This window comes from Duganella guangzhouensis (assembly GCF_009674535.1).
GTDB classification, from domain to species: domain Bacteria; phylum Pseudomonadota; class Gammaproteobacteria; order Burkholderiales; family Burkholderiaceae_D; genus Rugamonas; species Rugamonas guangzhouensis.
This window is the reverse complement of sequence record NZ_WKJK01000003.1, coordinates 232,123-252,770: the sequence shown is the minus strand read 5'-3', so window position 1 is coordinate 252,770 and position 20,648 is coordinate 232,123. Positions and strand designations below refer to the sequence as shown.

Here is a 20,648-nt window from a genome sequence, read left to right as displayed (position 1 = left end):
ATAATCCTTAAAGGCTGGCGTTGGCCGCTTCGCCCACCGGTGCCGCCGGCTTGACTTCGGGTGGCGTTGGCGACAGGGCGAAAGCGGAGCAGATCAGGCAACCGGCGCCAATGGCGGCCAGCAGCAGGTAAGTGTGGTTGAAACCGATCAGGTCATACGCTTTGCCGACCAGTGGCGACAGCAGGGCCAGTCCCAGTGAGTGCCCGAAACTGACACCGACCATGTAGACGGTGGATGCCAGCCTGTTGTCGAAGTGGTGGGCGATATAGCGGAAGATCGACACCACCAGAATCGGCAGCTCGAACGAGTGCAGCATCTTCATGGCGGAAATCGACACCGGACCGACCGCCAGACCGGAACCGGCAATCCGCACGATCATGATGGAGCCGGCTAGCAGCAGGCCGTTCTTGGCACCGATGCGGCGCACCAGCAGCGGCGAGACGAACAGGCCGGCCGCTTCGACAAAAATCTGCAGCGAATTCAGATAGCCGAACATGGCGGCGCCGGTGGCCTTGTCGGCGAACTGCGAGGCGAAATAGCTTGGGAACTGCTGGTCGTAGACCAGGTAGATATTGGTCACGGTAAGCACGAAGGCCATGAAGCGCCAGAACGCCGGGTCGCGCAGCAGCGCCACAGCATCCGCCAGGCGCAACTTGGCGCCGGCGGCGGCCACGGTGTCGTGTTCCGGCAAACGCCACAGGGCCAGCATCAAGACCAGCAGCAGGCCGGCGCAGGAGGCCAGTATGAAGTTGATGTGCGGGTCGACGTTGTACAAGCGGCCGGTGAGGAAGGCGGCGCTGGCAAAGCCCAGCGATCCCCACAGCCTCACGCGGCTGTATTCGAAACCGTAGGCGCGGCCGATGCGGTCGACATAGGATTCGATCGCATAGCTGCCGGCAATGAAGGTAATGCCGAGGTAGATGCCGCCCAGCGCGGCGCCGGCCAGGATATGGGTCTTCAGCAGCGGGCCGTAGACGTAGACCAGGAACAGGCCGGACAACATGCACATCAGGCCGACCGCCCACAGCACGTGCTTGCGCATGCCGACTTTGTCGGACAGGTAGCCGTACACCGGCTGCGAGCACATGGCTGCGATGAAGTTGGCCGAGAAGACGATGCCGGTCTCGGTGCCGGACAACTGCAGCGTGGAGCGCAGCCACAGCGCCAGCAGCGACATGCTCATGGCCTGGGCGAAGAAATAAACGTACACAAAAGTGCACAAGAAGCGGAAGTGGGACTGCTTGCTGGTCATGGCGTGATTGTCTCCAGATGCCTTTGTTTGTAGTTGTTATCGATAACTTAGCGTGATGTGGCCCGCCTGTCAAGAAATTTCAGGCGGGCCGTCCGCCTCAGGGCACAGGTTGAAGCCACAGCGCCTGGCCGCCGGATGCCGGCATGGCCAGCGTCAGCACGCTGGCGGCGTCCACGCTTTGGGTGCGGATGCCGACCTTGGTGCGGGTGGCGGCGCTGGCATCGTCGGCGTAGATGGTGGCCTGGTAGCGGCGTCCGGCCGGCAGGAAGTCCAGCTTGAGCCGCACGCTGCGCGCCTCGTTGTTGGTGATGGCGCCGACATACCAATCCTGACCGCTGCGGCGGGCGATGGTGACGTTGCGCCCCGGCGCGCCATCCAGCACGCGGGTTTCATCCCACACGGTGGGGATGCGGTCCCAGAACGCCAGTTCAGGCTCATCCCGCGACAGCTCAGGCTTGTCGTACCAGTACAGCGTTTGCAGTGGGCTGTAATAGATCACGGCCAGCGCCAGTTGGTGGGCGTGAGTGGTCTTGATGCGCGGGTCGTAGTAGCAGATGGTGTAATCGGCGGCGCCGGCCAGGTAGCGGGTGAACGGCAGCACCGTGTTGTGGGTCGCATCCGGCATTTCCTCGTTGCCGCGTATGCCCTCGGACGTCATCAAATTGGGCCAGGTGCGCTGCTCGCCGGTGGGGCGCCAGTCGTCGTGGATGTTGACCATGATGCCGGCGGCGGCGGCTTGCTGAATCGCTTTCTCGATCCAGGTGGTCCAGCGGTGCGAACCGACCTGCACGAAACCGAACTTGACGCCTTTGACGCCCCAGTCGCGGTAAGTCTGGAACAGCGTATCGGATTGCGTCAACAGCGCCTGCTGGTTCACGTACAGCCAGACGCCGACGCCGTGCTGCTTGCCGTAGGCGATGATGGCCGGCAGGTCAAAATCCGGAATCGCGACTTTGGTGGCATCGGAATCGAAGGAGAACGCCGGGCCATACCACTTCCAGTCGAACAGAATGTATTCCAGCTTGTGGCGGGCGGCGAAATCGATATTGGCCTTGGCGGCGGCGGTGGTCTGGGTCATCACGCGCATGATCTTGCCCGGCTTGATCCACGCGCTGTCGGCAATGCGTGCCGGCGGGTTCAGGTTGAGGATGAAGTGATTGTTCTCCACCAGTTGGCCCGGCGTGCGCGCGATCATGATGCCGCGCCACGGCGTGGCGAACGGCGAGATCAGGTCGGCCGCATCATGCATGGCGGTGACCAGCGTGTCTGGCTTGTCGGCGCTCAGTTTGAACTTGGTGCGGGCGTAGTCGACCATCTGCGCCTCCAGCAGCGCCACTTGCAGGCCGCTCGGCAGCTCCAGCGTCAGCGGGCGCTCCGACTGATCGGGCCAGTCGCGCAGCGGCAGCAGCTTGTATGGCGCTTGCGCCCAGCCGTGATACCAGGCGCGGGTGCCGGCCGGCAGCGCGAATTCGGTGTCCTCGCCGGTGATGCGGTAATAACTGCCTTTCTCGTTTTCGGGGAAGGCGAAGCGCAGCGCCACGCCTTCATTGTAGGCGCGCGCTTCGACCGACAGCTTGTAGACCGGATTATCGTCCTTGACCAGATCCACCGTCATGGCCTGGTAGTGGTCGCGGATGCTGGCGCTTTCGCCGGTGACCGGCTTCCAGCTGCTGTCATGACTGTCGCGGCGCACGCCGGTGACGGCCAGGTTTTCGAACCAGCGCGGATGACGGTCGACCGGCAGTGCCATCGCGCTTTCGGACAGATGATTATCCAGCCGCAGTTCCAGCAGCGAGTCGCGGATCACGGTTTCTCCGCTGTAGCTGACGTTGTAGTACAGGGCGCGCTTGCCGGCGCTGTCGGTCTTCTGCATGACGGTCAGGACGATCTTGCCGTCGGGGGAGGTGAGGCGCTCCTGCAATGCGGCGGCGGACGTCAGGCCGCAGGCCAGCAGACAGAGTAGCGCGATCAGATGACGCATGGTTGGCTTCCTTCTTCCAATACTCGAACATGAACCAGAGGCGCCAGCGCCTCGATCTGGCTTAAAGTGGGCGGCGTGGCGCCGGAATGGCAGCAGGCGGCGGCACCAGCTGCGACGGCAAGACGCAGGTGGCCGATGCCGCTGGCCTGCGGCCGATGCATCATGCTGTACAACAGCGCGCAGATGCTGGCGTCGCCGGCGCCTATGGTATCAGCCACCGTCACTGGCGGCGGGCTGGCATGCCATGCCTGCGCGCCGCTGTGGAATTCGGCACCGTCCGCGCCCAGTGTCAGCAGGATGTCGGCGGCGGGATTTAGCGCCCGCAGATGTGCCAGCGCGCCGCGCGTGTCGTCGGTGCGGAACAGTCCTCGCAGGTCTTCGTCCGAGACCTTGATAACGTCCGCCAGCGCGGCCATGGTATGCAGCGCGTTATCGTAACGGTGGTCCATCAGCTTGCGGAAGTTTGGATCGTAGCTGATCCGCACGCCCTGCGTTTTGAGTGTGGCTGCCAGCGCCTGCAGGCGATCGGCCAGCGGTGGGCGCGCCAGGCTGATGCCACCGAAATGAACCCAGCGTACTTCGCGCTCCCACCCGGACGGCAACTGCCATGGCGAGAACTGCAGGTCGGCGCTGTTCTCGCCGATGAAGAAGTAGTCGGGCGGCGCGGTTTCGTGGACGATGGCCAGCAACGGCGGCTGGTCGTTCAATTGCAGGAAGCGCGGATCGAGGCCGGCTTGCTGGGCGCTCAGTTGCAGCGCCTGGCCAAACACGTCGTTCGAGATGGCGCCGGCAAAGGCGCTCGGCACCTCCAGCCGCGCCATCGCGCGCGCCACATTCAGGCCGGCGCCGCCGGTCAGACTGGTCCACTGATCTGGGCCGGTGCGCACCATGTCGGTCAGCGCTTCGCCAGCGGAGACGAAATGCGGCAGGGTGTTCATGCGGCGCTCCTCAGGACGCGCAGCACTTCGTGGCAGGCACCCATGGTGTGATAATCGGTCTTCCCGGCCGGGCTCTTTTCGTCGGTGAGCTTGCGGTTGTCCGGTCCCAGGATGCGATACCAGGCGCCGTGCTGGTGGTCCACCATGTGGGTCCAGCTGTATTGCCACAGTTTTTCGTACCAGCGCCAGTAGCGTTCCTCGTTGGTGCGCAGCGCCAGCACCGCCGCCGCCGCTAGCGATTCAGCCTGTACCCAGAAGTATTTATCGCCATCGCAAACGCGGTCGTCGGGACCGAAGCCGTAGGCCATGCCGCCGTTGGCCTCATCCCACGAGTGGGCCAGCGCATCGTCGAACAGCGCGCTGGCGCGCGGCAGCAGCCAATCCGCTGGCTGCGCCAGTTGCGCGCGGTGGCGCTCCAGTTGCAGCAGCAGCTTGGCCCACTCGGTGAAGTGGCCGGGCTGGTAGCCCCAAGGGCGGAAGATATTGGTTTTGTCATCGCGGTTGTAGTCCCAGTTGACGCGCCAGTCGGCATGGTAGTGCTCCCAGATGCGGCCGCCGGCCAGTGCGGCCTGACGTACCGTGATGTTGTGCGCCAGCGTTTCGGCGCGCAGCAGGTAGTGACGCTCGCCGCTGGCTTCCCATGCCGTGATCAGTGCTTCGCAGGCATGCATGTTGGCGTTCTGGCCGCGATACGGCAGCAGCGTGCTCCAGTCGGCACTGGCCTGGTCTGCGTACAGGCCGTGGTCTGCTTGCCAGAACCGTTGTTCCATCAGGTCGTAGGTCTCGGCCATCCAGGCGCGCGCTTCCGGCACGCCGGTCGCCAGCGCCTGGGCGTAGGCCAGCAGCACGAAGGCCAGGCCGTAGCAGTGGTTGTCGCCATCGGTGACAGTTTTACGCTCGCCGTCCCAGTGCAGTTGCCAGGCGTAGCCGCCGGTGGCGGGATCGCGATGCACGTCGCGCAGGAAGGCCACGCCGTGGCGCACGGCGGTCAGGTACTGTTCGTCGCCGAATTCGCGGTACGCGGTGGCGTAGTTGAAGACGAAGCGGGTGCTGCTGACCAGATGGCGCGTAGCGCGGTCATAGATCTCGCCATCGTCCTTGAAGAAGTGATAGAAGCCGCCGCTGTTGTCGATGCAGCGCGGGTGGTAGAAGCGCATCGTTTGCGCGACGTGCTTTAGCAGGAATTCAGGAGCTCGGAAATTGGGCGTCATAGCGGATTCCAGTCTGTTAGTGTGGGCGCCAGCGTGGCTGGCAGGGCGCCGCTCCAGGCGGCGATGCGGTAACGGGTGCGCCACGGCTGGCCGGCCCGCAGTACGATGCCGAGACGGTCGGCCAACGGATGTCCGGCCGGCGGGCGCGCCACCCGGCTCAGGTCAAACACGCTGTTGAGCGGTTCCGCGCCCAACGCTACGTGCCGCCCTTGCCAGGGGAATTCGGGACGGCCGCGATTACTGAACCACAGCATCAGGTCGGGGAACTGGCTGGTGTCCCACCACATGCCGACCCGCGCGCCGTAATCGAGGTAGTGCAGGCTGAATGGGGCGGCGTCCGGCGCGGCGGCCAGCGCGCGCACCTGCAGCAGCTCTTCGCCGGCCTCGCTCAGCGGCAGGTGGCTCAGATCCAGCGCGCCATGCAGGCCGGCCAGCGCATCCAGCCGTTCGGAGCGCACGTCGGGCCGTAGCCGGCTGATGGCGCCGGCGCTGCGGCTTGGGTAGCTGTAGATGCCGTCATGCCGGCCCAGTTCCAGCTGCACCCGGCCACTCGGATGCGGTAGGCGGAAGGTGGGATGCAACCCGGCCGGCAGGCGCAGGCTGCGGCGCGGCAGGATCACCAGTTCCATGTCCAGCGCGGGCGCGTCCGGCACCACCCGCAGATGGCGTTCGATGCGCGCCACCGGCGAATCGTCCGGATAGTCGATAGCCAGGCACAGACGCTCGGCGCTGGCGTGCTCGCAGCTCCAGCGGTGATTGGAGCTGTAACCGTGCGACCAGTCGTCCTCCGGCGCCAGCGAAGTCCAGCCGGGCGGAAGGTCGGGCGGCAGATCGGTGCGGCCGAACGGCACGCAGGGCCATTCGCCGCGCAGGCGCCGCAGCACGCCGGGCAGGCCAAGCGAGTCGGTGGTGCCGGCCCAGGGCGCGACGTGCATCACTTGCAGATCGCGTTCGGCGTCGAGCCGGAAGTGCAGGGGGCCGAGCATGCCGCCCAGCGCCTGCACTTCGGCGCTGCCGTGGGCCCAGTCCAGGCGCCACACCTGCGGCGTGTAGGGGAGTCGGTGTTCAGCGGCGGACATCCAGCGAGCCTTCCATTGTGGCGAGAATTTGTGCCTCTGACAGCGGGTGCATGTCGCCCGCAATGCTATGTTTGGAACAGGCGGCGGCTAGCGCGAAGCGGATACAGTCGGCCGCGCGCCAGTCGCGCAGTATGCCGTGCAGCAGAGCGGCGGCGAAAGCGTCGCCGGTGCCGATGCGGTCGACGATGTCGGCCAGTTGGCGCGGCGGCGCCGTGGCCGTTTCGCCGTCGCGGGTATGCAGCGTCGCGCCCAGTTGGTGGCGCTCCACGCTGAGTTGCGAGCGGCTGGTGGCGGCGATGGCGTTGAGTTGCGGCCAGGCGTCAAATGCGGCGCGGATGGCGGATGCGCGCTCGCCATGCGCCAACTGTGGAGCGCGCAGTAGCAGGGCGATGTCGCGCTGATCGATGAATGCCAGGTCGGCCTGGGCGACGATTTGCGTCAGCAGTGCCGCGCCATCCTCGCCGCGCGCGGCCCACAGGCTGGCGCGGTAATTGCCATCGAACGATACGCGCACGCCGAGCCGGCGCGCATGACGTACCGCGTCCAGTGTGGCCTGGCCGGCTTCGGCGCTGACAGCGGGGCTGACGCCGGAAACGTGCAGCCACGCGGCGCCGTCCAGCGCGGCGTTCCAGTCGTAGTCGGCGGCGCTGCGCAACGCGAAGGCGGAACCGGCGCGGTCATACAGCACTTCCGACGGGCGCAATACGGCGCCCGGCATCAGGAAGTACAGGCCCATACGGCCTTGGTCCGCGCTGATCGTATCGGTATTCACACCGTGACCACGCAGCACGTCGCGCGCATGCCAGCCCAGCGCATGATCCGGCACAGTGCCGACGAAGCGCGCCGCGTGGCCCAGCCGCGCCAGTGAGACCGCGACATTGGCCTCGGCGCCGCCGACGCAGACTTCCAGCGCGGGCCGCTGTAGCAGTTGCTCGCCGCGCGGCGCGGCCATGCGCAGCAGCAGTTCACCGTAACAGACCACGGCGCCGGATGAGGGGGCGAACAGCGTCATCGTGCCAGCCATCCGCCGTCCACCGGCAGCACCACGCCGTGCACGTAATCGCTGGCGGCGCTGGCCAGGAACACGGCGGCGCCATTCAGGTCGGACGGCTGGCCCCAGCGTCCGGCCGGAATGCGGGCCAGGATCTGCGGTTCGCGCACCGCATCCTGGCGTAGCGCGGCGGTGTTATTGGTGGCGAAGTAGCCTGGCGCGATGGCGTTGACGTTGATGCCGCGCGCCGCCCATTCATTGGCCAGTGCGTGCGTCAGGCCGGCCACGCCGCTTTTGCTGGCGGCGTAGGCTGGCACGCGGATGCCGCCCTGGAACGACAGCAGCGAGGCGACGTTGATGATCTTGCCGCCTCCGTTGGCCAGCATGTGACGGGCCGCCGCCTGCGACAGGAAGAACATGGACTTCAGATTGGTGTCGACCACCGCGTCCCAATCCTCTTCGGTGACGTCAACGGCATCGGCGCGGTGGATGATGCCGGCGTTGTTGACCAGGATGTCGAGCCGGCCCATGGCGCCCACCGCCTGTTCCACCACCCCCGCCAGCTGCGCATGCTGCCCCAGGTCGGCCTGCACCGCATGGAAGCGGCGGCCGTTGGCGCGCACCGCGGTTTCGGTATCGGTGGGCGCGCTGCGGCCGGCCGCCACAATGTCGGCGCCGGCCTGCGCCAGGGCGATGGCGATGGCTTGTCCCAGGCCCGTGTTGGCGCCGGTGACCAGCGCCACCTGGCCGCTCAGGTTAAACAAATTGTGCATGCTTGCCTCTTATTTGAGCTGGCAGATGTCCAACACCTTCATGTCGGTGTAGTCGAGGTTTTCGCCACCCATGGCCCAGATGAAGGCGTAATTGGCGGTGCCGGAACCCATGTGGATCGACCAAGGCGGCGACAGCACCGCCTGTTCGTTCTCCACCACGATGTGGCGCGCGGCGTCGGGTTGGCCCATGAAGTGGAAGATGCGCTGTTCCGGCGCGACATTGAAGTAAAAGTAAACCTCGGAGCGGCGCTCGTGCAGATGCGGCGGCATGGTGTTCCACACGCTGCCGGTTTTTAGCTCGGTGAGGCCGAGCAGCAGTTGCGCCGACTGGCACACGCCCGGTATCACGTACTGGTAAATGATGCGTGCGTTCGAGGTCTCCAGGCTACCGCGCTCCAGCGGCACGGCGGTGGCGTGGGTGATTTTCTTCAGTTCATAGCGGGCGTGAGCCGGCGTGGAGGCCAGGTAGAAGCGGGCGGGATTGGCGGCATCATCGGAGCTAAAGCTGACCGCTGCGCTGCCCATGGGGATGTACAAGCCGTCGCGCGGCGCCAGTTCGATGCGTGCGCCGTCAACCGTCACCCAGCCGCTGCCGGCACCGACGTTGATGAGGCCCAGCTCGCGCCGCACCAGGAAGGGCGCGGACGCTTCTCCCGGCGTTGCCGGTTGCGGCGGCAGTTCCAGCGTCTCGCGCAGCGGCAGCGCGCCGCCGATGACAAAGCGCTCATCATGGCTGTAATTCAGGGTTACGCGCTCCGGCTGGAACAGGTTACCGATCAGGTAGCGGCGCCGCAGGTCGTCGTTGCTGGCCTGCGCCATCATGTCCGGATGGGTGGCGTAGTAGGTGTGGTCGTACATCGTGGTGGTCTCCAATGTTCGTGTTATCGATCACATTCTAGCAGAGGTTTTTTAAAAAATGCAAAGATCAAAAATATGCGGGGCAGGGCAAGCGGGCCAGATGTGGCGGGTATGTAGGAAAACTTCAGGTTTTTTTGCCGAGTTGGCGTATCTCAGGTAGGATGACAAAAAATTTAATCGATAACATGGATTCACCTATGCCACGAGCTCCAAAACCAGCCGCCAGCCCGGACGAGGTCGTACGTCCTGCCACCGGTGTCACGTTGTACGATGTCGCTGAACGCGCCAAAGTGTCGGGCATGACGGTGTCGCGGGTTATCAACGATAACGCCCACGTCAGCGAAAAGACCCGCGAGAAGGTGATGCGGGCCATCGAGGAGCTGGGTTACAAAGTGAACGTCGCCGCGCGCGCGGCGCGGGTGGGGACTTTGCGGGTCGGTCTGTTGTACAGCAATCCCAGCGCGGCCTTCCTCAGCGCCTTCCTGGTCGGCGCCATGGGCCAGTGCAGCCGCAGCGGCGCCGAGCTGATACTGGAGCACTGCGAAGACCTGAAAACCCAGCGCAAGGCCATCGAACGCCTGATCGCCAAAGGCGCGGATGGCGTGCTGATTCCGCCGCCGCTGTGCGACTCGCGCTCGGCGCTCAAGCACTTGAAGGAAATCGGCATGCCGACGGTGGCGGTGGCCACCGCTAAACCATCGCCGCAGGCTTCCGCCGTGCGCATCGACGACTATGACGGCGCGCGCTCGATGACCAAATACCTGCTGTCGATCGGCCATCGCGACATCGCCTTCATCAAGGGCGACCCTGAGCATACGCCTGCGCAGTTGCGCTACCAGGCGTTCATCGACACCATGCACGAGGAAGGGCTGCAGGTGCCGGCCGAGCGCATAGCACAGGGCATGTTCACCTACCGATCGGGCCTGCTGGCGGCGCGCGAGCTGTTGTCGCAGAAGGTGCGGCCAACCGCCATCTTCGCCAGTAACGACGATATGGCGGCTGCGGCGATCGCGGTCGCGCATGGCATGCATTTGCAAGTGCCCGAAGATCTCGCCATCGCCGGTTTCGACGATACGCCGGTGGCGGTGACCGTGTGGCCTGAGCTGACCACGATTCACCAGCCGATCGGTGATATGGGCCGGGCCGCAGTGGAGCTGGTGGTCGAGCAAGTGAAGGAAAAGCGCTCGGGCCACGCGCCCACGCTCAAGCACCACTTGATGCCGTACACGCTGGAAGTGCGCGAATCCACTACGCTCGATGCCTGACTAAGCCTCGCTCCACTGCCGCAGCAGATTGTGATAGTGGCCTGTGAGATTGACCAGTTCTTCGCAGTCGCCGAGGCGGGCGCGCAGCGCCTGGATATTGCGGTCCAGATCAAACAGCATGCCGCGCCGGCCATCGTCGCGGATCATGCTCTGGGTCCAGAAGAATGAGCAGACGCGCGCGCCGCGCGTGACCGGTTCCACGCGGTGAATGCTGGTCGACGGGTAGACGATCAGGTCACCGGCCGGCAGCTTGACTTCGTGCGTACCGTAGGTGTCTTCGACAACCAACTCGCCGCCTTCGTATTCATCGGGATCGGTCAGGAACAGCGTCGACGAAACGTCGGTGCGCAGCCATTGGCCGCCGGGATGCACACGACGCATCGCGCCGTCGACATGGTTACCATAGGTGCCGCCGCCCGAATAGCTGTTGAACAGCGGCGGGCAAGTACGCAGCGGCAGCGCGGCCGAAAAAAACAGCGGGCTGCGATACAGCGCATCCAGCACCACTTTGCCGAGATCACTGGCCAGCGGCGAGCCCTCGGCCAACTGCTGGTTGCGCTTGACCTGCGCGCCCTGGTTGCCGACGGTGGCACGGCCGTCGACCCAGTCGGCGCCAGCCAGTTTAGCGCGCATGGTTGCCACCTGATCCGGCGTCAGGATGCCGGGTATGTGCAGCATCATGGTGTATCTCTCCTACCCAAAAGGAACAGTGTAGGATGGCCGCATTTTTTTTAAAATGTCGCAGGTCAAGAGTATTGAGAAGGATATCCGTATGAGTTTTGTGCAAACCATCAGAGCCGGCACGCTGCCCAATCCGACCGGATTCGGTTTTAAAACCGATGCCTGGAACAATGCCTATCAGGTCGAGCGAGATGGTTCTGTCCGTGATGATCATGTCTACCTGCTTGGCTTGGTGCTGGGTCAGCAAGCTGGACGGATACAGAACAGTGTGGATCATCTGGCGTCGCAACTGCGGTTTCGGACGATTGATGCACTAGTGCCGCACTTTTCACGGCGCGTGAACGAGGTACAGCGCATGGCCTTCGACAGTTGGGGAAAAGCGGTTAGCGAAGAAGATGCCATCTCCGGCGAGCGGATGCTTGAATTAAAGTGCTTTGTCGATGCCGCCGGCAATGAGCACGCTTTGCAGGTGCCGATGGAGGCGACAGTGGACAGCATCTGTAATAGCCTCAAGTTGTTGCGGCATACCGCCGGACTGGGGAAAATGGAGGCGGAAGCAAATGAGGCCGTGGACATCCGTGCTGGCATCGATCATTTTATGGCGCTGGCCCAACACAGCCTGTCCATCCAGCGTGTATGGAATGCGGTGATCTGGTGGCAGGCGGAGGTATTGGTCGATCCGAACACAGGCAACTATGCGGTAGACGACAGTTGCAGCGATCTGGCGCAGCGCGCCACGGTGGACCTGGTACGGCGGCCTGCTCTCCTTGCTAGAAACATCGAAAATTTCAAGAAAACCCGTGACGATGGTCATCATCCCGGCGTGTTCTTGCCACATATTACCTTGGAAGATGGGCGCTTGGCTGTGCGTGCGGTGCCAGCATTTCAGATTCCAGAGCCGGACCGTAATGCCTTATTGGCATCGCGCAGCGAAAGCAATATCCTGCAGGATGCGGCACTTAGCGGCTTTATCCAGAAGATACATCCGGCAGTAGGTCTCAGCATTGCTGAAATGCTGGTGGTGTGGGGCGAACTGGCGTTGATGGCCAGCCAGCTCATGATGTTGGCTCGCGCCAGGGAGGCTACTGTGGGCGATGCGGAATTGACGGTCATACTGGAAAGCTGCCTCAAGCGCGAAGAAGTGCTGGACGCGCTCAAGCGCTGTGTTCAGCTGTCGGCTGACAAGGCGGCCGAGTGCCTCGATTTTTTCTGTTTTACGGCGGCCAGAAGCGCGACGCTGTGGGACAAACCACTATTACGGAGCGGCGACGATGTCGCGCTGTTATGGTGGCCGTTGCAGGGCATCCATCACGCCAGAGTCTTGAGCGCCTGGGCCAAAGCCGATCCTAAGCTGAAGGCTGCGTTCGGCAAAAAGGGAACCGCTAACGAAAAGCTGCTGGAGCAAGGCATGCTGGATGCGATCCGGCGCGGCCCATACCGCGAGCGCATCCGTTTTGTGGGCGCCGGACTGGAGCCGCCGCTGAAGCCGGATGAAGAAATCGATATGCTGATCGTGGTGGACGACACCGCCTTTGTCATCGAAATTGCCTCGATTCCGTCGCCGGCCGAAGCGTATGAATTCCATGACACGGAAGGACGGCTTGAACAAAAGGCTGGACAGTGCAAAGCCAAGTGTGCGGTGTTGGCCGAAGACCTGAGCCAGATCGATGGCTGGGACAAAGATCGCCCCGAAGGCAGCAAGATTAACAGAGTGTTTGGCCTGGTACTCACCAACTCCTGTCTGCGCGACGGCTATGACAGTAGCGGCCTGCGCTACAGTCATTGGGACACGTTATTGAATTTGATAGGTTCGGGTGGGACTTACTTTGGTGTGATGCGCGGTACGGAAGAGGTTACCCTGATGGCACCGGTCCGGATCGGTGCCGGCGAGTCGCTGGCCGATGCCGTGATTGCCACCTTGACGAAATCGCCGAAAACCGAGTTTTATACCAGCTTCTTGAGGTCGGCTGTCTATAAGCTGAAGGGATTTGACAGCACCGACTTCGAAGGCACGTATTGTGCGTGCGAGATCAATGTGCCGCCGCAGACCGAGCTGGAAGCACAATTGACGACATGCAGCTTCGCCGACAGCCTGGTTGAAGTCGACGGTGTTGACTAGACCTCGGGGGTAAACAAAATGTCGCAGATCAAGCGCGGCGGAGCATGCCGGCCAGGGTGGCGGCGCTGACCGGTTCGCTGAACAGATAGCCCTGCGCCTGATCGCAATGCAGCTGGCGCAGGAAGTCGCGCTGCTGCGGCGTTTCCACGCCTTCCGCCACCACCGTCAGCCCCATGCTGTGCGCCAGCGCGATGACGGCGCCGGCGATGGCGCTATCGTCGGCATCGGCCGGGATGTCGCGCACGAAGGAGCGGTCTATCTTCAGCGCGTTGATGGGGAAACGCTTCAGGTAGGACAGGCTGGAATAGCCGGTGCCGAAATCGTCGATCGCCAGCAGCACGCCCATTTCGCTCAGGCGCTGCAGCGTTTGCGCGGCGCTGTCCGGGCGATCCATGAGTACCGATTCGGTGATCTCCAGTTCCAGCGCGCTGGCGTGGCAGCCGGTTTCCGCCAGTACCCGCGCCACCATGGCGTCCATGCCGGGCTGACGGAACTGGCGCGCCGACAGGTTGACCGCCACCCGCAGCTCGGGCAGGCCGGCGCGCTGCCAGGCCACGTGCTGGGCGCAGGCGGTGCGCAGCACCCATTCGCCGATCGGCACGATCAAACCGGTTTCCTCGGCGATGGCGATGAAGGCGTCCGGCATCACCAGCTGGCCGCCGCCTTGACGCCAGCGCAGCAGCGCTTCGGCGCCGATCACCGCGCCGCTGGCCAGGTCGATCTGCGGCTGGTACATCAGCTGTAGCTCGCCGCGTTCGATGGCGTGCCGCAGGCCACTCTCCAGCGTCAGGCGATCCAGCGTGCGCGCGTTCATCTCTTCCGAATAAAACTGGTAGTTGCCGCGTCCCTGGGCCTTGGCCTGGTACATGGCGGCGTCGGCGTTCTTCAGCAGCGTCTTGCCGTCGGCGCCGTCGCGTGGATACAGGCTGATGCCGATGCTGCAGGCCGGCGCCAGCTCGTGGCCGTGGATTAGCATAGGTTTGAACAGCGCGCTCAGGACCTTCTGCGCCAGCGCGGCAGCGATATGCTCGCTGGGCAGTTCGGCCAGCAGTACCACGAATTCGTCGCCACCCAGACGCGCCACGGTGTCGGCGTCGCGCACCGCCTGTTTCAGACGCCGGCCGACTTCGATCACCACGCGGTCGCCGGCATCGTGGCCGAGGCTATCGTTGATGGTCTTGAAGCGGTCCAGATCGAGGAACAGCATCGCCACCTGGGCGCCGCTGCGGCGCGCCTGCGCGATGGCCTGCGCCACCCGGTCCAGCAGCAAGGTGCGGTTGGCCAGGCCGGTGAGGGCATCATGGCGCGCCAGGTGCATCAGCTCTTCCTCGAACTGCTTGCGCTGCGAGATGTCCTCGATCACCGCGACCAGCGTGGCGGCATGGTCGGTATCCAGCTTCATCGCCGTCACCGTGGCTTTGACCCACACGCGCTGGCCGTTACGGCACAAGTAGCGCTTTTCGCGCGAGGTTGATTCCAGCTCGCCGTTGGCCAGCGCCTGCAGCAGCGGACCATCGATCTGCCAGTCTTCCGGTGTGACCAGATCCCACACGTGCATGGCCAGCAGCTCGGCTTCGGTGTAGCCGACGATGTCGAGCAGTTTGCGGTTGACGCGCAACCAGCGGCCATCCGCCGACAGCTGCGCCAGGCCCACGGCGGCCTGGCCGAAGGCGGCACGGAAGCGGGTCTCGCTGTCGCGCAGTTGCTGGCGGCCGGCCTGGATGTAGGTGTCCAGCGCCAGGCCCATGTCGAAGCAGGCGATTTTCATCAGCGCGCCGTAGGTGGGCAGGAATAGCTGCGGGCGGTCGTGCAGCAGCTCGGCCAGCACCGGTGCCAGGTCGCCCAGGTATTTTCGATAGGCGCCGATATACCATTCCGGCGCCAGGCCGATGCGCTGATGGGCGAGGCCGACGCGTAGCCGGTGGCGCACGTAGTCGGCGTCATACTCGCCGGCGGTCAGCGAATGGAAGTAGGCACCCTGTAGCTGGTGCAGGCGGTCCAGCACCACCGGATCGGCCAGCAGCGGCCGCAGCGCCGGCACCGATTGCAGATGGCGGTAAAAAGCGGCGATCACCGGTGGCAGGCGTGGCAGCAAGGTGGCATGGATTTGCCGCAGCAGCGCCACATCCTCCGCGCTGATTTCAAGGAACCGCAGGCGCTGCCGGATTTGCTCCTCGGTGGGCATCATGGCGTCTGCGCTGTGGTCCAGGGCGCGGGGATCTGCTGGCATGCGGGCTGGTGCTCCAGGTTGGCCGGCGCGCGAAGGCGCGCCGCGCTGGGCACCAGTCTATGCTGCGTAGTTTTACTTATAAATGCGCAAGATCAAGTTCTTCCAAGCACTTCACAGTGCTTTGCTGCACAGCTGGAACTCGGGATCGTCGTCGTAAGGGCGGATCTGGAAGCCCAGGCTGGTCATCAGTTTCAGCATCGGCCGGTTCTTGCGCAGCACCAAGCCGACGATTTCGCTCAGTCCCTTGTCGCGCGCCACCTCCATAATCTCCAGCATCAGCCGCGTGCCCAGGCCTTGGCCGCTGAATTTGTCGTCCACCAGCAGCGAGAATTCGCAGCTGCTGCGGTCCGGATTGGCGATGTAGCGCGAGACGCCGATGATTTGCTCGGTCTCGGTGAAGCTGCCATCGTCGTCGGCCACGCGGTTGGTCAGCACCGCCACCAGCGCCATTTCGCGGTCGTAGTCAATCAGCGTGTAACGCGCCAGCATCGGCACCGACAGCTCGCGCAGCGAGGAGGCGAAGCGGTTGTAGCGCGATTGCTCGGTCAGGCCGCGCACCAGCGACTGCAGCATCTCGGCGTCGGTCGGCTGCACCGGCCGCAGCTTGTATTCGCCGCCGCCGCGCATCGGCCACACGCTGGTGGTGGTGGACGGATACGGCATGATGGCCAGTTGGTCGTAGCGCTGTGCCGATGGCGGCGCGGCGCCCACCACCACGCGCGCATCCACCGCCAGCACGCCAGCGCGGTCGACGATCAGCGGGTTGATATCCAGCTCGCGCAGTTGCGGCAGCTCGCACACCATCTCGGACACGCGCAGCAGGATGTGTTCGATCGCCTGCAGGTCGGCGGCCGGCGCGCCGCGCCATTCGCCCAGCGTGCTGGCGACGCGCGCGCGCGAAATCAGGCGCTGCGCCAGGAATTGATTCAGCGGCGGCAGCTCGACCGCGCGGTCGTTGATCAGCTCCACCATGGTGCCGCCGGCGCCGAAGCCGATCACCGGCCCAAACAGCGGATCGCTGGCGACGCCGATATACAGCTCGCGGCCATCGCGCTTGCCGGCCATGCGCTGCACCGTTACGCCGTTGATGCGCGCGTCCGGCTGCAGGCGGCGCACATTGGCCAGCATGTCGCCGTAGGCGGCGCTGAGCGCGGTGGCGTCGGCGATGTCCAGCACCACGCCCTGGACTTCGGATTTGTGGCTGATGTCGGGCGAGTCGATTTTCAGCGCCACCGGATAGCCCAGTTGCGCCGCGATCAGCAGCGCCTCGGCGCCGCTGCGCGCCGGCATGGTGGCGGTGATCGGAATGTGGAAGGCCGCCAGCAGCGCCTTCGATTCCATTTCGGTCAGCACGCTGCGGCGCTCGGCCAGCACGCTTTCCACCAGCCGGCGTGCGCCTTCCAGGTCCGGCTTGGCCAGTTGCGACAGCGGCGGCGGGGTTTGCTGCAGCAGTTGCTGGTTCTGATAAAAGGCGGCGATATTGCTGAAGCCATCCACCGCCGCTTCCGGCGTGCGGAAGTTGGCCAGGCCGGCTTGCGCGATCAGCTTGCGCGCCGGCGCCACCCGCTCGTCGCCCATCCAGCAGGCCAGCAGCGGCTTGCCCAATCCCTTGGCGGCATCCAGCACCCCTTGCGCCACCGCGACCGGATCGCCATCCAGTTTGGGCGAGTAGATCACCAGCAGGCCGTCGACATTGGGGTCTTGCGCGCAGGCGCGGATGGCGGCGGCGTAGTGCTGGCCGCTGGCTTCCTCCGACAGGTCGAGCAGGTCGGTCAAGGTTGCATGGGGCGGCAGCTCACCCGCCAGTGCGAGCGCGGCGTCGGCGCCGGGTTGGCTCAGTTGCAGCCCGAGAGTACCCAGCCAGTCGGCGGCCAGCACGCCGGGACCGCCGCCGTTGCTGATGATGGCCAGGCGCGGTCCCACCGGCCGGTAGCGCGAGGCCAGGCATTTGGCGGCCGAGAACAGCTGCACAAAGGTGTTGACCCGCACCGCGCCGGTCCGCCGCAGCGCGGCGTCAAACACTTCATCGCTGCCGATCATGGTGCCGGAGTGGGTGGCGGCCGCGCGCGAAGCCGCCGCCGCGTTGCCGGATTTGATGATGACCACCGGCTTGGTGTTGGCCGTCAGACGCAGCGCCGACAGGAAGCGGCGGGCATCGGTAATCCCTTCCATATAAATGACGATGCTTTCGGTGGCCGGATCGGTGGCCAGGAAGTCCAGCGTCTGCGCCAGGTCCACCGCCGTGTTGGGGCCGAGCGAAACCACCGCCGACAGGCCGACCGCGTTGGTACCGGCCCAGTCCAGGATGGCCGAGGTCAGCGCCCCGGATTGCGAGATCAGCGCCAGGCTGCCGCTTTGTGCCAGCCGGCCGGTCACGCCGGCGTTCAACTGCAGGCGCGGACGCTGGAAGCCAAGACTGTTGGGACCGAGCAGATACATACCGTGTTTGCGGGCGATGGCGTGCAGCTCATTGGCCAGCGCCGGCGCCACGCCGGTCGACACGATCAACGCCGATTTGCACTGGATGCGGCCAGCCACCTCCAGCGCGAACGCCAGTTCCTCATGCGGCAGCGCGATCAGCGCCAGGTCGGCGCGCGACTGCACCAGGTCGGCCAGGGTGCCGGTCATGCTGACGTCGAGGAAGGTCAGGGCGCCGTTGTAGCCGCCATCGCGCAATTGGGAGCATAGCGCGCGGCCCTGCGTGGTCTGGTCTTGCGGCCGGTCCGGCGGGCCGGCAAACACCACGATGGATTTGGGGGCGAACAGGGGCGCAAGGTAATGCTGATCCATGACTTTATTTTCTCGACAGTAAGGTCAGGCCACACTATACGCCAAACAGCAAAGCCCGCGCCACGTTGCTGACGGCGATGGTGGCCGGATGACTGAGGCGGCGCTCGGTGGTAATCGCATACACCTGCTCGACCACGCTATCGATCCGGCCCAGCGTCACCACGCGGTATTGGTCGCACACCTGGGCGGCAATCGCGGTCGGCGCGAAGAACACACCGGCGCCGGTCTGGCCGAAGGTATTCATCATGGCGCCGTCGTCGAATTCACCGACCACGCGCGGATGAACGCCGCTCTGTGCCAGCCATTGCAGCAGCCGCTGGTGGGTGGCGAAATCCTCCCCCGGCAACAGCATCGGCGCGCCGTGCAGGCAGGCCGGGAAGTCGGCACCGATGTGGGCCGCCAGTTCGGCGGTGGCAAACGCGGTCAGGCTGCTTTCGCCCAGCAAGTGGTTATACCCGCGCACGCTGAGGTGGGACGGCAGCGGGCGGTCGGCGATCACCAGGTCGAGCCGGTGCACGGCCAGGTCGGCGATCAGGCTGGCCAGCCGGCCTTCGCGGCAGATCAGTTTGACCGGCTCCTTCAGCGCCAGCGCCGGCTCCACCAGCCGGAAGGCGATCAGCTTGGAGACCGAGTCGGCGCAGCCGACGCGAAACGGCATGACGGCCGCCAGCGATTTGTCGCGCAACAGTTCCAGCAGATCGTCGCTGGCGCTGAAGATGTCGTCGGCATGGCGCAGCATGCGGCGGCCCATGTCGGTCAGCTCCAGGTTGCGGCCGGCCTTGCGGAACAGTTCCACGCCCAGCGACTCGGCAAACTCGGTCAACTGGCCGGAAATCGACTGTGGCGTCAGGTGCAGTTGATCTGCGGCGCGGGCGATGCTGCCAGTCCGCGCCACCATCCAGAAATAGCGCAAATGTTTGAAGTTGAGTGTGGCCATCGCGTAAATACCTCGAAAAATTCGATGTAATACGTCAGAAAGTTCGAATTGTACGATGTTTTTCGCGCCGGTATAGTGAACTCAAATTGTCCTTGGGAGACGTGCGATGAACGGTCTGGAAAGTATAGCCAGCGGCCCGATGTGGGCCGCCTTTGTCGGGTTCGTGCTGGTAATGCTGGCACTGGACCTGTTTGTGTTTGGCGGAAACAAGGCACACAAGGTGACCATCAAGGAGGCCGGTATCTGGTCGCTGGTGTGGGTCAGCATGGCCTTGCTGTTCAATGCCGGCCTGTGGTGGTATCTGAAGGACACCGCCGGCGAGGCCGTGGCCGACCAGAAGGCGCTGGAATTCTTTTCCGGCTACCTGATCGAAAAAGCGCTGTCGGTCGACAACGTGTTCGTGTTCCTGCTGATCTTCTCGGCGTTTCAGGTACCGGCGCAATACCAGCGCCGGGTGCTGATTTACGGCGTGCTGGGCGCGATCGTCATGCGCGCCATCATGATCGGCGCCGGCGCCTGGGTCATCAGCGAATTCAGCTGGGTGCTGTACGTGTTTGGCGCCTTCCTGCTGTACACCGGCCTGCGCATGATGGTGGCGGCCGATAAAGAGCCGGACGTGGTCAACAACCCGGTGATCCGCTTCGCCCGCCGCCATATGCGGCTGGACGATGGCGATCATGGCGAGAAATTCTTCGTCATGAAGAACGGCCTGCGCTACGCCACGCCGCTGCTGCTGGTGCTGATGCTGATCGAGGTGACCGACCTGATTTTCGCGGTTGATTCGATCCCGGCCATCTTCGCCATCACCACCGATCCGTTCATCGTGTTCACGTCCAACCTGTTTGCGATTCTGGGCCTGCGCGCGCTGTACTTCCTGCTGGTGGACGTGGCCGACCGCTTCCACTTGCTCAAATACGGCCTGGCCATGGTGCTGACCTTCATCGGTACCAAGATGCTGATCATGCCGTGGTACCACGTGCCGGTGCAAGCTTCGCTGTTGGTGATTGCCGTGCTGATCGGCGCCAGCTGCGTCGCCAGCCTAGTGGTATCGCGCAAGCCGGACCCTAAGTAATTCAAACTGATTAAAGGAGATTCAACCATGCGTAGCTATCCCGTCAACAGTACCCTTGCCGCCGCGCGTCTGCTGGCGCTCACCGCCATCTGCGATGGCAATCTGGCGCCGGCCGAACTGCAGGCCATGGCCGCCGCCCGGTTGCAGCCGCACACCACGCTGAACGAGCAGCAGTTCGGCGAGGTGATTCAACATCTGTGCGACGACTTGCTGGCTACCGCCGCCGGTACCACGGTGCAGCTGGACGCGCCGTTGCTGGACGCCTTGCTGGCCGAAATCCAGGAACCGCCGCTGCGCCGCCAACTGCTGCAGGCAATGTGGAATATCGCCGAGGCCGACGGCTGGCTGGCCGATGGCGAGGCGGTGCTGCTGAGCCGCGCCGCGACGGTGTGGGGCGCCGAGACCAACTTCGTGCGCCCGGCCGGCGAGCGCCAATCTGTGTCAACTTGATATGGATCATGGATTTGGCTT

Annotated in this window: 16 protein-coding genes; 4 read left to right on the top strand and 12 right to left on the bottom strand. The window is 64.5% G+C overall.

What is annotated here, in order from left to right; genetic code table 11:
• Positions 1-7: 7 nt before the first annotated feature.
• The 8 genes from GJ699_RS07100 to kduI form a co-directional block, all read right to left on the bottom strand.
• Entirely contained in the window at positions 8-1,252 is a 1,245-nt protein-coding gene (locus GJ699_RS07100) for an oligosaccharide MFS transporter (RefSeq protein WP_154374527.1), read from the bottom strand.
• Between the two features lie 97 nt (positions 1,253-1,349).
• A complete protein-coding gene (locus GJ699_RS07095; RefSeq protein WP_154374525.1) occupies positions 1,350-3,233 on the bottom strand; it encodes a glycoside hydrolase family 97 protein in 1,884 nt (627 codons plus the stop codon).
• Positions 3,221-4,171, bottom strand: coding sequence for a carbohydrate kinase family protein (locus GJ699_RS07090; protein WP_154374522.1), 951 nt, complete (start codon positions 4,169-4,171; stop codon positions 3,221-3,223). Before GJ699_RS07090 ends, GJ699_RS07095 begins: the two co-directional genes overlap by 13 nt.
• Positions 4,168-5,382 carry an AGE family epimerase/isomerase gene (locus GJ699_RS07085; protein ID WP_154374521.1) on the bottom strand — a complete coding sequence of 405 codons (1,215 nt, stop codon included), beginning with the start codon at positions 5,380-5,382 and terminating at the stop codon, positions 4,168-4,170. Before GJ699_RS07085 ends, GJ699_RS07090 begins: the two co-directional genes overlap by 4 nt.
• On the bottom strand, positions 5,379-6,461 hold the full coding sequence (locus GJ699_RS07080; RefSeq protein WP_154374519.1) for an aldose epimerase family protein: 1,083 nt from the start codon (positions 6,459-6,461) through the stop codon (positions 5,379-5,381). The genes GJ699_RS07085 and GJ699_RS07080 overlap by 4 nt, the downstream gene beginning before the upstream one ends.
• Entirely contained in the window at positions 6,448-7,485 is a 1,038-nt protein-coding gene (locus GJ699_RS07075; protein ID WP_154374517.1) for a sugar kinase, read from the bottom strand. Before GJ699_RS07075 ends, GJ699_RS07080 begins: the two co-directional genes overlap by 14 nt.
• Entirely contained in the window at positions 7,470-8,225 is a 756-nt protein-coding gene (gene kduD / locus GJ699_RS07070; RefSeq protein WP_154374515.1) for a 2-dehydro-3-deoxy-D-gluconate 5-dehydrogenase KduD, read from the bottom strand. The genes GJ699_RS07075 and kduD overlap by 16 nt, the downstream gene beginning before the upstream one ends.
• 9 nt (positions 8,226-8,234) lie before the next feature.
• A complete protein-coding gene (kduI, locus tag GJ699_RS07065; RefSeq protein WP_154374513.1) occupies positions 8,235-9,083 on the bottom strand; it encodes a 5-dehydro-4-deoxy-D-glucuronate isomerase in 849 nt (282 codons plus the stop codon).
• A 197-nt stretch (positions 9,084-9,280) separates the two neighbouring features.
• Here kduI and GJ699_RS07060 point away from each other — a divergent pair, with 197 nt between their 5' ends.
• Entirely contained in the window at positions 9,281-10,348 is a 1,068-nt protein-coding gene (locus GJ699_RS07060; protein ID WP_154374511.1) for a LacI family DNA-binding transcriptional regulator, read from the top strand.
• Here GJ699_RS07060 and GJ699_RS07055 read toward each other — a convergent pair whose 3' ends face one another.
• Positions 10,349-11,029 (bottom strand): Fe2+-dependent dioxygenase, encoded by a 681-nt coding sequence (locus tag GJ699_RS07055; RefSeq protein WP_154374509.1) that lies wholly within the window; start codon positions 11,027-11,029, stop codon positions 10,349-10,351.
• A gap of 91 nt (positions 11,030-11,120) precedes the next feature.
• Here GJ699_RS07055 and GJ699_RS07050 point away from each other — a divergent pair, with 91 nt between their 5' ends.
• The gene (locus GJ699_RS07050) at positions 11,121-13,148 is read left to right on the top strand and encodes a hypothetical protein (protein WP_154374507.1); all 2,028 of its coding nucleotides are present in this window, start codon (positions 11,121-11,123) and stop codon (positions 13,146-13,148) included.
• 28 nt (positions 13,149-13,176) lie between these two features.
• Here the strand turns inward: GJ699_RS07050 and GJ699_RS07045 are convergent, their stop codons facing one another.
• The 3 genes from GJ699_RS07045 to nhaR form a co-directional block, all read right to left on the bottom strand.
• Positions 13,177-15,378 (bottom strand): putative bifunctional diguanylate cyclase/phosphodiesterase, encoded by a 2,202-nt coding sequence (locus tag GJ699_RS07045; RefSeq protein WP_154374505.1) that lies wholly within the window; start codon positions 15,376-15,378, stop codon positions 13,177-13,179.
• A 111-nt stretch (positions 15,379-15,489) separates the two neighbouring features.
• Positions 15,490-18,168 carry a bifunctional acetate--CoA ligase family protein/GNAT family N-acetyltransferase gene (locus tag GJ699_RS07040; RefSeq protein ID WP_154374503.1) on the bottom strand — a complete coding sequence of 893 codons (2,679 nt, stop codon included), beginning with the start codon at positions 18,166-18,168 and terminating at the stop codon, positions 15,490-15,492.
• 34 nt (positions 18,169-18,202) lie between these two features.
• A complete protein-coding gene (gene nhaR / locus GJ699_RS07035; RefSeq protein WP_154374501.1) occupies positions 18,203-19,105 on the bottom strand; it encodes a transcriptional activator NhaR in 903 nt (300 codons plus the stop codon).
• Between the two features lie 106 nt (positions 19,106-19,211).
• Between nhaR and GJ699_RS07030 the strand changes: the two genes are divergently transcribed.
• Both GJ699_RS07030 and GJ699_RS07025 read left to right on the top strand, forming a co-directional pair.
• Complete coding sequence (locus GJ699_RS07030; protein ID WP_154374499.1) at positions 19,212-20,177, top strand: TerC family protein; 966 nt, start codon at positions 19,212-19,214, stop codon at positions 20,175-20,177.
• Between the two features lie 27 nt (positions 20,178-20,204).
• Complete coding sequence (locus GJ699_RS07025; RefSeq protein ID WP_154374497.1) at positions 20,205-20,627, top strand: TerB family tellurite resistance protein; 423 nt, start codon at positions 20,205-20,207, stop codon at positions 20,625-20,627.
• Positions 20,628-20,648: the final 21 nt, after the last annotated feature.